This window comes from Desulfobacter sp. (genome assembly GCA_028768525.1).
GTDB lineage: Bacteria > Desulfobacterota > Desulfobacteria > Desulfobacterales > Desulfobacteraceae > Desulfobacter.
This window is the reverse complement of record CP054837.1, coordinates 5,502,817-5,516,168: the sequence shown is the minus strand read 5'-3', so window position 1 is coordinate 5,516,168 and position 13,352 is coordinate 5,502,817. Positions and strand designations below refer to the sequence as shown.

The following is a 13,352-nucleotide window of genomic DNA, read 5'->3' as shown; positions in this document are numbered from 1 at the left end:
AAGAAATCGGGAACCCGGGATGCTTAGCAAACGGCACCGGATAGTATCCACCGGCACAACAAAAAAACGGCTTCCCCCTTTCGGAGGAAGCCGTTTTAATCTATATAATCTAATCGAATCTTATGGATTCAATTCAATTACATCTTGGAGCCTTCTGCATGGCTCTGCAGTTTAACTTCTACTTTTTCTTTCAGGCCGGCATAGTATTCTCTGAGGATAACCAGGACTTCTTCACGGCCGAAGTGGTCAACAACTTCTTCGTTGTTGGACAGGGCGTGACGCAGTTTGGTACCGGAGAGGATTACGCGGTCTTCTTTGCCGTGGGGGCAGGTTCTCATGGAAGCCATGCCGTCACATTTGTGGCAGTAGAAAGTCCAGTCGATTTTCAGGGCTTCGCACAGCAGGGCTTTGCCTTCTTCTTCGGGCTGGGGAATGATGTCGAAGATTTCCTGGGCTTCGAACAGGGTGTAGAAGTCACCAACACCTGCATGGTCACGGCCGATGATCATCTTGTTGACGCCGTAGTTCTGGCGGAAGGTGGCGTGCAGGAGGCCTTCACGGGGACCGGCATATCTCATATCCAGGGGATAGCCGCCGTTAACAACATGCTCGGGTACGAAGTAGTCCTGAATCAGTCTGTCGATACATTTGATCCGTACTTCTGCGGGGATGTCGCCGGGTTTCAGGTTACCGATCAGGGAGTGGATCAGAACGCCGTCACACACGTCAAGGGCGATCTTGCACAGATGTTCGTGGGAACGGTGCATGGGGTTTCTCAGCTGCATGGAAGCAACGTTGGCCCAGCCTCTTTCGTCGAAGATAGCGCGGGTTTCTTTGGGGGTCAGGTATACGCCTTTGAATTTTTCGGGGAATTCGCCTTCGGAAAGGACTTTTACGGGACCTGACAGGCAGAATTCTTTTCTGGCCATAACAGCCTGAACGCCGGGATGATCTTCCAGGGCGATCTTCCAGAATACGTCATCTTCAGACTCTTCGCCATGGCCTTTGTATACTTTCTCGCATTCCCATTTTTTTTCATCTTCGGTCATTTCGAATTTTTCTTCGACCTTCATGGTAGCGTATACTTCGCCGTCTCTTTCAAGGGCAATTTCGTCGCCTTCGTTGATTTCAGCGGCGTCGGCAGCAGCAGCGTCCAGCATTACGGGTACCGGCCAGAAAGTACCGTCGGCCAGCAGGAAGTCGGCGCAAACGCCTTTCCAGTCAGCCTTGGTCATGAAACCGTTCAGCGGAGAGAAACCGCCGATACCGAGCATGATCAGGTCGCCTTTAACCTGGGAAGAGATTTCGATCTTCTTCAGGCCGGCAGCTTTTTTAATTTCAGCTTCCAGTTCTGCGCCTTCGAGTTTGCAGCAAACAAGACCTTTACCACCGTGGGGTGCAACTAATTTAGACATATACTTCATTCTCCTTAATTATGGTTAAATTACCATTTATGGGTGTCAGATGTTTACCCCCATCTGACTTCAATTTTATTTAAAAATCTCATAAGATTTAATGATGATCAGGACATTTGTCAAGAGTTTATTCTTTTATATTTAAGAGGTCTGCAATCTCATCCATGGCCCCCACATGGAAGTGGGCGTCCAGCTTGGGGGACTTGAATGCCGCAAACCAGGTCCCGGCGCTGTGGGCGGCGTTCTGGTCATAGGTTGAATCCCCCACAAAGAGGATTTCCTTGGGGTCGAATCCCTGGGCATCCATGATTTTGATCAATTGGTCCGGGGCGGGCTTGGGGTGTTCCACATCTGCGGCCGTCACCACCATTTCAAATGAGGCGGTGAGGTTATTTTCCGCGAGGACCCCCTCCATGGTATTGGTCCGGTTGGTGGCCACCCCCCGGAAGAGTCCGGCCTTTTTCAGGTCCGCCAGCAGCTCGGGCAGCCCCTGCTCCATTTCCATATAGGGGATGAACTTGGCGTACCCGATTTCCTTGATTTTCAGATAGACGGGCCTGAGATCGCCCATCTCGGGAAAAAGGTATTCAATGGCGGCCTTGACCGTCATCATATGCACATTGATAAATTGTTCTTCGGTGAGGGAAGTCTTGCCGAATTCGGCAAGGATTGCATCGTAAAACTTTCGATTGGACAGGGCCGTGTCAAACATGACCCCGTCACAGTCAAATACCACGGCCCTGATCTTTGAAATATCCATATTACTCTGGTCCATTATGAATTACTGCCGCTTTTTTCAAAATAAATAGCGTATACCCTGACCTTTAGTCTCGGTTTCAGGGGATTGTCGGTTTTCAAGGTGAGGATATCGTAAAAATCATCAGCCTTATCTGAGAACGTGTTGATTTTAACCTGCCACTGCCGCTTGCCCTGCTCCGGAGCCACCAGCTTCGCCTTGATATTGGTATTGAATTTCTGGGTCATTTCCAGAATTTTCATATCGTGATTTTCCGCCGGCGTAATGGTGACAAGGGCTTCCAGGGATTGTCCCGGGGTGCCGCTGAGGCTGACCACGGCGGGTTTAACCTCGACGATGCTGATCACCTTGCCGGTGATGGTCAGATAAAACTGCCGTTTTGCCGGGTCATCGGTTTTCACCAGGATTCTCTTATTCATCCGGTTACCGCCGTATCCGTGGGTGTCCACACCGATCTTTATTTTTCCTTCCCCGCCCGGGGGAATCTGCTTGTCAAAGGCACGGCTGTCACAGCCTCAGGGAGGAAGGACACTGAGAATATTCAGTTCGGTGTCCCCTTCATTTTTGACGATGAATTCGTGGGTCAGTTTCTGCCCCTCGGAGGTGGGAGGGAACTCGTAATTTGAATCGGAGACCACGGCTTTGGGCGCAGCCCCTGCCAAACCGGTCCATAGCGCCAGCAATGCCGCCGCTATTAAACTAATGGATCTTGTTTTCATTTTTCTGTTCCGTTTCATATTATGGTTATTCCAAGGTGTATCCTATCACAAAATGAAAAACAAGTTACCAAATGGTTATTCCGCCCCCTCCAGCAACCTGTTTATCATGGGGCAAAGCGCCGGGTCATGGAGAATTCCGATCTCCCCTATCCGGTCCACCGGCACCGCCCCCATCAGGGAATTGGCCGCCATTACATTGGGAAGGGCGGCCAGCCGCTCTACACTTAGCGGTTCATGTTTTACCTTGTACCCCCGGCCGGCCAGGGCGCCTGTTACGGCCGCCAGGGTCACCCCGGGCAACACATGTGTGGATTGGGGAATAACCAGGGTGTTGCCCTCAAGGGCAAAAATACTGCAGGTATTGGTTTCGGAGACACTGCGGTCCGGATTGAGGATCAGCGCTTCATCGGCACCGTTCTTCCTGGCCCAGGCCCCTGCCCGCTCGTAAAAAAAATAATTCATGGTTTTGTGATCCGCAAGGAAAGTTTCCCTGGATTCCGGGAATACGGCCAGATCCAGTCCGCTTTTACCCAGGACCTCCAGCCGATGGACATAGGGCCGGATATAAGCGGCGGTATACACCCTATGCCCGGGCCTGCCGTCCGGGGCCATGATCAGCTTTACGGCCGCGGTCCGGCCAGCCAGCCCGTTTTCCCGGACCAGTTGGTCAATCACCCTGTCCCAGGTAATGTCGGGCAGGGGCAGGTCAAATAATTGATCCCAGGATCTTTCCATCCGCCGGATGTGTTCGGCCAGCAGCACCGGGCGCCCCCGATCCACACGGAGGGTCTCAAAGAGCCCGGCACCGTACTCATATGCCGGGCCTGCAGCCGGAACCACAGAGCGGTCTTGATCGGTCAGTTTCCCGTTAATCCAAGCCTTTAGAGGGGCGGTATCCGGTTTCGAGGATGCGCTGAGCAGGGTTTCCATGATGGTCTTTCCCTTGTCCAGGGTCTCCTGGAACTCTTTTTCGGGATCGGAATCGTAAACAATCCCACCACCCACGGAAAAAATCAGCCGCCCGTCAAAAACCGTGGCCGTTCGGATGGCAATGGAAAGATCCATGGTGCCGTGAAAGCTTATGTACCCGATGGAGCCGGTGTAGACATGTCGTTTTACCGGTTCCAGCTCATCGATGATTTCCATGGCCCTGATCTTGGGGCAGCCGGTGATGGACCCCCCGGGAAAGGTGCCCCGGATGAGGTCCACAGCCGTCTTATCCGGCTGTAATGTCCCCTTTACCACGGAGACCAGGTGAAAGACGTTTTCATAGGGTTCCAGCCGCTTGTGCTCGACGACCTCCACAGAACCGGCTTCCGTCACCCTGGAAATATCGTTTCGCATGAGGTCCACGATCATGGTCAGTTCGGCATCATCCTTTAGGCTTGAGGAGAGCTTCCGGCCATTGGCTTTATCGGCGTCAGGGTCGGCACATCGGGCAATGGTCCCCTTGATGGGACGGGTTTCCACAGCCCTGTCCGCCACCTGGATGAATCGCTCGGGGGAGGTGGAAACCACCTGGTGGTTGCCGGCATTGATATAGCTGAAAAAGGCGGCAGGATTCCGCCGGAACAATTCCAGAAAAAGGCTGTAGGTATCCCCGCTGAATCCGGTTTCAAACCGCTGGGAAAGGTTGGCCTGGTAGATATCCCCGGCCCTGAGGTATTGGATGACCTTTGCAACGGCGTCCATGTACTCATCCCGGGAAAAAGAGGAGGTAAACCCCCGGAAATCTATGGAAAATCCAGACGGTTCCCAGGGATAATCCATCCGGGCGAGAAAGGTCTCGGCACAGGTTCGGGCACGGGCCATATCCTTGTCCAAGACCGGTACGGACAAAGTCGTCTTGCCGGATCTTTGATCCTGGGTCAAAACAGCGGAAGGCAGATAAAGGCAGATATCGGGCAAAAACGTTTCCGCGCAAGTTCTGGGCAGCGCTTCGATCTGATCCTTGAGATCATAGCCGAAATAGCCGAACAGCCCTGCGGCGCAGGGCAGATCGGTCTGAAAATTACTGAGTGTCAGCCGGGCGACCAGGTCATTGAGCAGGTCGAAGGGATTCTGGGTAATCCGGGTTCTTGTGACCGTTCCATCGGCAGACCTTATCTCCAATGCCATGCGGTCCCGGTATCCGGTCAATTCCAGCCAGGGATCCACGGCCAGGCAATTATACCTGGCGCAGTCCATGTCCGAACCCGAAAGCAACACCACGGTGCCGGGGTCTCCGGCAAACCGTGCTGCTGCCAGTTCAAAGGGAAATCCAGGGGAAATTTCCTGGACGAAAATATCTGTTATTGCGGGGAGGTCAGGCAGCGTTCCCATCATCTGAGGAAGGGGTTCATCCGTTTTTCGTTTCCGATATTGGTTTCAGGGCCGTGACCCGTATAGACCATGGTATCTTCCGGCAGATCAAGCAATTTGGTCTTAATACTGGAAATCAAGGTGTCGTAGTTCCCGCCGGGCAGGTCTGTGCGGCCGATGGACCCCATGAAAAGGGTGTCACCGGCAAACAAATGGCCCGGGGTATACAGGCAGATTCCCCCTGGGGAGTGGCCCGGGGTGTGGATCACCTTTAAAGTAATCTCACCGAAGGAGACCTCATCCCCCTCTTTGAGCAAAAGATCGGCAGGGGGAGAATTCTCGGCGGAGAGGCCGAACATGGCGGCTGACCTGGAAAGTTCCACCAGCATGGGTTCATCCTCAGGGTGGCAGGCGATGTCGGCGCCGGTGGCTTCCTTCATCCGCTTGTTGGCCCCCACGTGATCAAAATGGCCGTGGGTGTTGATCAGATACTTTACTCTCAGTTCGGACTTGGCCAGGGCCATCAGTATCCTGTCGGCATCATCCCCCGGATCAATCACTGCCGCTTCCTTGGTTTTTTCACATCCGAGAATAAAACAATTGGCCATAATGGGGCCGACTTCAAGCTTCTGTATTATCACATCAACCTCCTGCTGAGGGATTAATGCCGCCCGAAAACCACAAATTTTATCGATGACGTCCTTGGGTTAAATTTCAATCCTGAACATACTTAAACCTATGTTTCCGGTTGAAATTTATCCCCCGCTTGTACTCGAAAAAAATTGCAGATTTTCAACCCCGGCATTGGTTATAAACTCTCCTGAATCCTGATCCGGTCCAGCACCCCGTTAATAAAAGGGCCGGAATCCCGGGTGCCGAATTTCTTTCCGATTTCAACGGCTTCGTTGATGGAGACCGAAGCGGGGATATCGGGCCGGCGTATCATTTCGAAGACAGCCAGGCGCATGATGTTACGGTCCACCACCGGCATCCTGGAAATTTTCCAGTTCTTGGCCCATTTGTTCAAGAGGCGGTCGATTTCGTCCTGGTCGGCCAACGCCCCGTTGACCAATTCCAGAAAAAAGGGTTTCACCTCCTCACTGATCTCCCCTTCATGCTCGGTACAAAACGCTTCAATACCCGTTTCGGGATCAGCACCGTTCACGTCCAGGAAAAACAGGGCCTGGAGCGCCAGTTCCCGGGATTTTCTTCTGTTTCCCATTTTTTATTTGCCCATATCCTGGCAGAGGTTGGCCATTTCAACGGCACCAAGGGCCACATCAAACCCCTTGTTACCGGCTTTGGTACCGGCCCTTTCAATGGCCTGCTCAATGGTTTCCGTGGTCAAGATGCCAAACATAACAGGAACCTCGGCATCCATGCTGACTGCGGCGATCCCCTTGGAGACTTCGGCGCAGACATAGTCATAGTGGGTGGTGGCACCGCGGATCACCGCCCCAAGGCAGATGACGGCGTCGTATTTTTTCTGGCCGACCATTTTCTTGGCCACCAGGGGAATTTCAAAGGCACCGGGGACTTTAAGAACGGTGATATCTTTGTCTTCGGCGCCGCTTCTGACCAGGGCGTCCACGGCCCCGTCAACCAGCTTTCCCACAATGAAATCATTAAACCGGGAGGCAATGATTCCGAATTTCTTCCCCTTGGCACTCAGGCCGGCTTCAATTAGATTCGGCATATCTTTTTATCCTTTCAAAATTACATATGAAGAAGGTGGCCCATCTTGGCCTGCTTGCATTTCAAATAGCCCTGGTTGTGGCAGTTGGCTTCCACTTCAATGGGCACCTGCTCCACCACGGAAAGGCCGTAACCTTCCAGGCCGATCATTTTTTTGGGATTGTTGGTCATCAGACGCATTTTCTTAACGCCGATGTCCACCAGCATCTGGGCGCCGACCCCGTAGTCACGCAGGTCCGCGTCAAACCCCAGCTTTTCATTGGCTTCAACCGTATCCAGTCCCTGGCGCTGGTATTCATAGGCCTTGAGCTTGTTAACCAGGCCGATGCCCCGGCCCTCCTGGCGCAGGTAAAGGATAACGCCCATGCCCTCTTCATCCACCATTTTCATGGCCCGGTGGAGCTGGTCCTGGCAGTCACACCGCTGGGAAGAAAATATATCCCCGGTCATGCATTCGGAATGGACCCGGACCAGGATTTCTTTTTCAGGGTCTATCTCCCCCTTGACCAGGGCAATGTGGGTGAGATTGTCCATATCGTTTTCATAGGCAATGATCCTGAACTCGCCGCCCACTTTGGTGGGGATAACGGTTTCAGCAGCACGCTTCACAAAACTTTCGGTTTTCATCCGGTACTTGACCAGATCGGCCACGGTGCAGATGCCAATGCCGTGTTTCTTGGCAAATGTCTCAAGGGCGGGCATCCGGGCCATGGTGCCGTCTTCGTCCATGATCTCGCAGATAACACCGGCGGGTTTGAGGCCGGCCAGCCGGGCCAGATCCACAGATCCTTCGGTCTGGCCGATTCTGACCATGACCCCCCCGTCGCGGGCCCGCAGGGGGAAAATATGTCCGGGCCGTGCAATGTCGGCCGGGGTGGTGTCATCGGCCACGGCGGTGAGAATGGTAGTGGCCCGGTCCGCTGCGGAGATACCTGTGGTCACGCCCCGTTTGGCTTCGATGGAAACCGTGAAACCGGTCTCAAACTGTGAGGTGTTGTTTTCCACCATCATGGGCAGATCCAGGCGGTCGGCAATGGAAGAGTCCAGGGAAAGGCAGATCAGCCCCCGGCCGTAAGTGGCCATAAAATTAATGGCTTCGGGCGTAACCGCCTCGGCCGCCATGGTCAGGTCGCCTTCATTTTCCCGGTCTTCATCATCAACGAGGATGACCATTTTACCGTTTTTAATATCTTCAATTGCCTGTTCAATGGTTAAGTGCGGCATATCTATACTTTCCCTATAAATTATAAAAATCCATTACGGGCCAGGAGTGACATGGAAATATCGGAATCATTGGACCCCGGAGAATTCACGCTCCCCCCGCCTGTGTTTAAAATTTTTCTGACATACTTGCCCAGCATGTCCGTTTCAATATTGACCTCGTCCCCCACCTGCTTTGTGCCGATGGTGGTAATCTGGGCGGTGTGGGGAATAATGCTGACCTGAAATCCGGTCTCCCAGCATTTATTGATGGTCAGGCTTATCCCTTCAATGGCCACCGATCCTTTTTCAATCATATCTGCGGCCAGGTTTTCCGGCACCGTCACATCTATGATGACAGCATTGCTCATTTTTTTTATGGCGCTGATGGTGCCGGTACCGTCAATATGCCCCGACACCAGATGGCCGTCGATGCGGTCGGACAGCTTCAATGCCCGCTCGATATTCACCCGGCTGCCCGGTCCCATCTTTTTAAATGTGGTTCTTGCAACGGTTTCCGGGGCCATATCCACACGAAACTGGTTGGTGCCAAGACTGACAGCGGTAAGGCAGGCGCCGTTGACGGCAATGGAATCGCCGATCTTGCTCTGGGAGAGGTCCAGGTCGCATCCGATAAGCAGCACCTTCCCCTCTCCATTGGATTCAATGCGCTTGATGGTGCCAAAACTTTCTATGATACCGGTGAACACGGGCGGTCTCCCTGATGGTTATTTTTGGTAATATAGCCGGTGACCAGGATATCAGAGCCAAAGCTCATTGTCGTCACCCGGGTCAATTCACAGACATCCTTGATTTTCTCAGGTCCTTCTCCGGAGAATACGGGAAGGCCGTCGCTGCCCCCTAGAATTTTGGGGGCGATAAAGTAGCAGACCTTGTTGACAATACCGGCTTTCAGGGCTGAGGCAGCCACCCGGCCGCCCCCTTCTATGAGGATGCTTGATATGGACATGTTTCCTAACTTAATCACAAGTTCATTTAAATCAAGCTTTCCGTCAATAAGATTCACCCGGATGATCTTCACCCCTTTGGCTTCAAGCCTTGAGGCTTTTTTGGCGTCCGCATGGGGACCCGCAACGATGATGGTGGGCGCCTGGGAATCCTGGGTAATAATTTTGGCATCTTCTTTCACTGTCAGCCGGGAATCCAGAACAACCCGGGCCGGGTCCACGGTGGTTTCCCCGGGTATCCTTGCCGTCAGCGATGGATTGTCGGCATGGAGGGTGCCGGAACCGATGAGGATGGCGTCGGCCTCGTGGCGAAGCCTGTGCCCGTACCCCCGGGAGAGTTCATTGGTAATCCACTGGGAATCCCCGGATCGGGTGGCAATGCGGCCGTCAAGGGTGGCCGCGCACTTGAGGGTGACAAAGGGACGTTTTTCATTCTGGTTGTACCAGATAAAATCTTCGATGAGGGTCCGGGCCCGGTCCTGTAGAATCCCGGTTTCCACATCAACCCCGTTTTCCCTTAAAAGATCAATGCCGCCGGCAGCCACGGGATTGGGATCTGTGCAGCCCACCACCACACGGGTGATGCCTGCAGACAAAATTTTCCGGGTGCAGGGCGGGGTTTTTCCGAAATGGTTGCAGGGTTCAAGGGTAACATAAATGGTGGAACCGGCAAGCCGGCCCGGCGCATGGGCATGGGCGTCGTCAATGGCCACCACCTCTGCGTGGGGCCCGCCGGCCTTGGGATGGTATCCGCGGCCGATAATATCGCCGTCTTTCACCACCACTGCCCCTACGCAGGGATTGGGTGAGGTAAACCCCTTTCCCTTGGCCGCCAGCTCCAGGGCCAGTTCCATATACCTGTTATCAGTCATGGTTCCTGTCCGTCGAGCCCAGCTGGTCCAGTTCTTCAGGGCGGCAGTCATCGGGCAGCATCCCCTTGAGTTCCTGGATAAAATCGGCCACATCCTTGAACTCCCGGTATACAGAAGCGAACCGGACATAGGCCACATCATCCACTTCCTTCAAGGCCGTGATAATCTTCTCCCCGACCACCTTGGATAAAACCTCCCGGTCCGCACCTTCACGAAGATCCCGCTCAATGGAGGCCACCATTTCTTCAATCTGATCCACACTGATGGCCCGCTTTTCGCAGGCTTTCTGGATGCCTTTGAGGATTTTTTCTCTGTCGAATTCCTCCCTGCGGTTGTCTTTTTTGACAATCATCACAGGGACCTGCTCCACCCGTTCATAGGTGGTAAACCGCTGGGAACATCCCTGGCATTCCCTTCTTCGCCGGACTTCAAACTCAATTTTGCCCGGCCTGGAATCAACCACCCGGGTATTCAGTTTTCCGCAAAAAGGGCATTTCATGTCAGCCTCTCAATTCTCAATTCAGGTACTCAGCCGGACCAGTTCCACACCGGCCTGGGCAAACATGTCCATGGAAAGGGGATCGTCATACCCTTCCTTGTAATATACCTTTTTTATACCTGCGTTAATAATCATCTTGGCACAGATGGAACACGGCTGGGTGGTGCAGTAAAGAACGGCCCCGTTAACGGGAATGCCGTGGAAAGCCGCCTGGATGATGGCATTCTGTTCAGCATGCACCCCCCGGCACAACTCGTGTTTCTCCCCGGAAGGGACCTTGAGTTGTTCCCTCAGACAGCCGGTTTCCCGGCAGTGGGGCACCCCCGAGGGCGCCCCGTTGTATCCGGAACAGAGAATCCGTTTTTCCTTGACCAGCACCGCCCCCACCTTTCTCCGGGTGCAGGTGGCGCGGCCGGCGACCAAATCGGTGATCCCCATGAAATATTCATTCCATGAAGGCCGTTTTCCGGGTGACTGATCCATAATATGATCCATGGCGGGTTCAGGAATCTGGGTCATGGCCAGCGTCCTAAGCGTAAAGGGGATACTTGCTGCAGAGGTCTTTGACCTCCTGGGCCACCCGGGCAATATTGGCGGCATCGTCCAGGATATCGCAGATGAATCCGGCGATGGTCCGGGTTGCATCTTCCTTCATCCCCCTGGAGGTGACCAGGGGCACACCGATACGGATACCGGAGGTCACAAAGGGGCTGCGTTTTTCATTGGGCACAGTATTTTTGTTTACCGTGATATTGGCCTGGCCCAGCCGCTCTTCAGCTTCTTTTCCGGTGATATCCCGGCTGGAAAAATCCACCAGCACCATATGGTTGTCCGTACCGTTGGAAACCAGTTTGTAGCCGCGGTCCATAAGCACACCGGCAAGGGCGGCGGAATTTTTCACCACCTGTTTCTGGTAGTCGGCAAATTCCGGGGAAAGGGCTTCTTTAAAGGCCACAGCCTTGGCCGTGATCACGTGCATGAGCGGCCCGCCCTGGATGCCCGGGAATATCTGGCTGTTGATGGCCTTGCCGAATTTATCCGAGGACAGGATCAATCCGCCCCTGGGTCCCCTGAGGGTCTTATGGGTAGTGGACGTAATGACGTCGGCAAATCCCACGGGGGAAGGATGGAGGCCGGTGGCCACCAGTCCTGCGATATGGGCCATATCCACCATGAACAGTGCATTGTGGCGCTGAGCAATCTCCGCAAACCCCTTAAAATCAATGATCCTGGGATAGGCGGAGGCACCGGCCACAATCAGTTTGGGCTGTTTGGCCTTTGCCAGGTCTTCCACCTGGTTGAGATCAATCATTTCTGTCTGGGGATCCAGGCCGTAATGGGTGAAGTCAAAAAGCTTGCCTGAGAAACTGACACCGGCGCCGTGGGTGAGGTGACCGCCGTTGGACAGATCCATGGCCAGGATCCGGTCTCCGGGTTTCAGCATGGCAAAATAGGCCGCCATATTGGCACCGGACCCGGAATGGGGCTGGACGTTGGCAAATTCCACGCCGAAAAGTTTTTTCACCCGCTCAATGGCCAGGTCTTCGGCCTGGTCCACAAATTCGCACCCGCCATAATACCGTTTGGCGGGATACCCTTCGGCGTATTTATTGGTCATGATGGAGCCCTGTGCTTCCATCACGGCCGGGCTCACCGTGTTTTCAGATGCAATAAGGTTCAGGCCGTACTCCTGGCGTTCAGCTTCGTTAGCCAGAACCCCGGCGATTTCAGGATCATTCTTCTCAATATAACTCATTTTGCGCGTATCCATCTCCTCACACGGTTATTTGGATTTCTGGGGTGTTCCACCGGGCTGATCCGCCCGGCTATACATCCAGGGATTTAATGCGGTCAAGGTGGCGGCCGCCTTCAAACTCAGTATTCAGCCACGTCTTGACCAACTCAAAGGCCAGGATGTCGCCAACCACCCGGCCGCCCATGACCAGTATATTGGAGTCGTTATGCTGCCGGCTCATCTGCACGGAAAAAATATCCGAACAGAGGGCGGCGCGGACCCCCTTATACCGGTTGGCCTGCATGGACATGCCAAGGCCCGTTCCGCAGAGCAGAATGCCTTTGGCATATTCACCTGATGAGACCGCACCAGCCACTTTTTTGCCGTAATCGGCATAGTTAACGGACGCTTCGCCATGGGTCCCGGCATCTTCCACGCCGTAACCGAGGTTAAACAAAAGGTCCTTGATCTTTTCCTTCAGTCCGAATGCGGCATGATCGCTGCCGATAATAATGGTCTTTTCCTTATCCATCCTGCCTGATCCCGATTAAAATTTAAGATTTTGCCTTGATGTAATCGATGGCATCCTGCACCGTCACAAGTTTTTCGGCGTCGTCGTCATCGATTTCAATTTCAAAGACTTCTTCCATGGACATGACGAGTTCAACAATGGTCAGGGAATCCGCACCCAGGTCTTCAATCAGGGATGCTTCCGGCACCACGTCATCAATATCAATATCCGGAATCTTTTCAGCAATCACTTTTTTAATTTTGGTTTCAACGGTCATGCCCGCACTCCTCTTTAAGGATTTATTCGTCTTCAGCACTGTCGTTTACGTTTCTATCCTTGTAGGCGCCGCACTCAGGGCAGGCGGTGTGGGGGAGCTTGGGCTCCTGGCACTCGGGGCATACGCTGACGGTGGGAGCGCTGGTTTTGTAATGAGTTCTTCTTTTTCTTCCTCTTGCCTTGGAGCTTTTCTGCTTAGGTACTGCCATTTGATTTTCTCCTAACTATATCTTTTTATTTACATTTCAATTATTTTTCACCAAAATAATAAAACAAACATATCTACCCCAATTTTCACAACCTGTCAAGAATAATAGAAATTCTTTTATTGCCGGAGTCCACATTTTATGGTAGATAAGGCGTCGATTTTACACCATTTATTTATACTAACTAACCGATCTATT

17 protein-coding genes are annotated in these 13,352 nt (G+C 53.2%); all 17 read right to left on the bottom strand.

Going from position 1 to position 13,352, the window contains the following annotated elements:
• Positions 1-137 precede the first annotated feature (137 nt).
• Positions 138-1,415 carry a sulfate adenylyltransferase gene (gene sat / locus HUN04_24295; GenBank protein WDP92671.1) on the bottom strand — a complete coding sequence of 426 codons (1,278 nt, stop codon included), beginning with the start codon at positions 1,413-1,415 and terminating at the stop codon, positions 138-140.
• 127 nt (positions 1,416-1,542) lie between these two features.
• Entirely contained in the window at positions 1,543-2,175 is a 633-nt protein-coding gene (locus tag HUN04_24290; GenBank protein WDP93395.1) for an HAD hydrolase-like protein, read from the bottom strand.
• 14 nt (positions 2,176-2,189) lie between these two features.
• Positions 2,190-2,591 carry a hypothetical protein gene (locus tag HUN04_24285; GenBank protein WDP92670.1) on the bottom strand — a complete coding sequence of 134 codons (402 nt, stop codon included), beginning with the start codon at positions 2,589-2,591 and terminating at the stop codon, positions 2,190-2,192.
• 96 nt (positions 2,592-2,687) lie between these two features.
• Complete coding sequence (locus HUN04_24280; protein ID WDP92669.1) at positions 2,688-2,891, bottom strand: hypothetical protein; 204 nt, start codon at positions 2,889-2,891, stop codon at positions 2,688-2,690.
• A gap of 75 nt (positions 2,892-2,966) precedes the next feature.
• Entirely contained in the window at positions 2,967-5,216 is a 2,250-nt protein-coding gene (pabB, locus tag HUN04_24275) for an aminodeoxychorismate synthase component I (protein ID WDP92668.1), read from the bottom strand.
• Positions 5,213-5,833, bottom strand: coding sequence for an MBL fold metallo-hydrolase (locus tag HUN04_24270; protein ID WDP92667.1), 621 nt, complete (start codon positions 5,831-5,833; stop codon positions 5,213-5,215). Before HUN04_24270 ends, pabB begins: the two co-directional genes overlap by 4 nt.
• Positions 5,834-6,000: 167 nt before the next feature.
• Entirely contained in the window at positions 6,001-6,414 is a 414-nt protein-coding gene (nusB, locus tag HUN04_24265; GenBank protein WDP92666.1) for a transcription antitermination factor NusB, read from the bottom strand.
• Positions 6,415-6,417: 3 nt separating this feature from the next.
• On the bottom strand, positions 6,418-6,888 hold the full coding sequence (locus tag HUN04_24260) for a 6,7-dimethyl-8-ribityllumazine synthase (protein WDP92665.1): 471 nt from the start codon (positions 6,886-6,888) through the stop codon (positions 6,418-6,420).
• Between the two features lie 20 nt (positions 6,889-6,908).
• The gene (locus HUN04_24255) at positions 6,909-8,111 is read right to left on the bottom strand and encodes a bifunctional 3,4-dihydroxy-2-butanone-4-phosphate synthase/GTP cyclohydrolase II (GenBank protein ID WDP92664.1); all 1,203 of its coding nucleotides are present in this window, start codon (positions 8,109-8,111) and stop codon (positions 6,909-6,911) included.
• 20 nt (positions 8,112-8,131) lie between these two features.
• A complete protein-coding gene (locus tag HUN04_24250) occupies positions 8,132-8,797 on the bottom strand; it encodes a riboflavin synthase (GenBank protein ID WDP92663.1) in 666 nt (221 codons plus the stop codon).
• Positions 8,779-9,927, bottom strand: a complete 1,149-nt coding sequence (gene ribD, locus HUN04_24245; protein WDP92662.1) for a bifunctional diaminohydroxyphosphoribosylaminopyrimidine deaminase/5-amino-6-(5-phosphoribosylamino)uracil reductase RibD — start codon at positions 9,925-9,927, stop codon at positions 8,779-8,781. The genes HUN04_24250 and ribD overlap by 19 nt, the downstream gene beginning before the upstream one ends.
• Positions 9,920-10,426 (bottom strand): transcriptional repressor NrdR, encoded by a 507-nt coding sequence (gene nrdR, locus HUN04_24240; protein WDP92661.1) that lies wholly within the window; start codon positions 10,424-10,426, stop codon positions 9,920-9,922. The genes ribD and nrdR overlap by 8 nt, the downstream gene beginning before the upstream one ends.
• A gap of 21 nt (positions 10,427-10,447) precedes the next feature.
• Positions 10,448-10,909 carry a cytidine deaminase gene (locus HUN04_24235; protein ID WDP93394.1) on the bottom strand — a complete coding sequence of 154 codons (462 nt, stop codon included), beginning with the start codon at positions 10,907-10,909 and terminating at the stop codon, positions 10,448-10,450.
• Between the two features lie 46 nt (positions 10,910-10,955).
• On the bottom strand, positions 10,956-12,197 hold the full coding sequence (locus tag HUN04_24230) for a serine hydroxymethyltransferase (protein ID WDP92660.1): 1,242 nt from the start codon (positions 12,195-12,197) through the stop codon (positions 10,956-10,958).
• Between the two features lie 55 nt (positions 12,198-12,252).
• Positions 12,253-12,693, bottom strand: coding sequence for a ribose 5-phosphate isomerase B (rpiB, locus tag HUN04_24225; protein WDP92659.1), 441 nt, complete (start codon positions 12,691-12,693; stop codon positions 12,253-12,255).
• 22 nt (positions 12,694-12,715) lie between these two features.
• A complete protein-coding gene (gene acpP, locus HUN04_24220; GenBank protein ID WDP92658.1) occupies positions 12,716-12,949 on the bottom strand; it encodes an acyl carrier protein in 234 nt (77 codons plus the stop codon).
• A 22-nt stretch (positions 12,950-12,971) separates the two neighbouring features.
• The gene (gene rpmF, locus HUN04_24215) at positions 12,972-13,157 is read right to left on the bottom strand and encodes a 50S ribosomal protein L32 (protein WDP92657.1); all 186 of its coding nucleotides are present in this window, start codon (positions 13,155-13,157) and stop codon (positions 12,972-12,974) included.
• Positions 13,158-13,352 lie beyond the last annotated feature (195 nt).

What these genes read in the sequence shown, in the direction of transcription:
- sat (WDP92671.1), bottom strand. Translation starts at nt 1,415, where the DNA reads ATGTCTAAATTAGTTGCACCCCACGGTGGTAAAGGTCTTGTTTGCTGC.
- HUN04_24290 (WDP93395.1), bottom strand. Translation starts at nt 2,175, where the DNA reads ATGGATATTTCAAAGATCAGGGCCGTGGTATTTGACTGTGACGGGGTC.
- HUN04_24285 (WDP92670.1), bottom strand. Translation starts at nt 2,591, where the DNA reads ATGAATAAGAGAATCCTGGTGAAAACCGATGACCCGGCAAAACGGCAG.
- HUN04_24280 (WDP92669.1), bottom strand. Translation starts at nt 2,891, where the DNA reads ATGAAAACAAGATCCATTAGTTTAATAGCGGCGGCATTGCTGGCGCTA.
- pabB (WDP92668.1), bottom strand. Translation starts at nt 5,216, where the DNA reads ATGATGGGAACGCTGCCTGACCTCCCCGCAATAACAGATATTTTCGTC.
- nusB (WDP92666.1), bottom strand. Translation starts at nt 6,414, where the DNA reads ATGGGAAACAGAAGAAAATCCCGGGAACTGGCGCTCCAGGCCCTGTTT.
- HUN04_24260 (WDP92665.1), bottom strand. Translation starts at nt 6,888, where the DNA reads ATGCCGAATCTAATTGAAGCCGGCCTGAGTGCCAAGGGGAAGAAATTC.
- HUN04_24255 (WDP92664.1), bottom strand. Translation starts at nt 8,111, where the DNA reads ATGCCGCACTTAACCATTGAACAGGCAATTGAAGATATTAAAAACGGT.
- ribD (WDP92662.1), bottom strand. Translation starts at nt 9,927, where the DNA reads ATGACTGATAACAGGTATATGGAACTGGCCCTGGAGCTGGCGGCCAAG.
- nrdR (WDP92661.1), bottom strand. Translation starts at nt 10,426, where the DNA reads ATGAAATGCCCTTTTTGCGGAAAACTGAATACCCGGGTGGTTGATTCC.
- HUN04_24235 (WDP93394.1), bottom strand. Translation starts at nt 10,909, where the DNA reads ATGGATCAGTCACCCGGAAAACGGCCTTCATGGAATGAATATTTCATG.
- HUN04_24230 (WDP92660.1), bottom strand. Translation starts at nt 12,197, where the DNA reads ATGGATACGCGCAAAATGAGTTATATTGAGAAGAATGATCCTGAAATC.
- rpiB (WDP92659.1), bottom strand. Translation starts at nt 12,693, where the DNA reads ATGGATAAGGAAAAGACCATTATTATCGGCAGCGATCATGCCGCATTC.
- acpP (WDP92658.1), bottom strand. Translation starts at nt 12,949, where the DNA reads ATGACCGTTGAAACCAAAATTAAAAAAGTGATTGCTGAAAAGATTCCG.
- rpmF (WDP92657.1), bottom strand. Translation starts at nt 13,157, where the DNA reads ATGGCAGTACCTAAGCAGAAAAGCTCCAAGGCAAGAGGAAGAAAAAGA.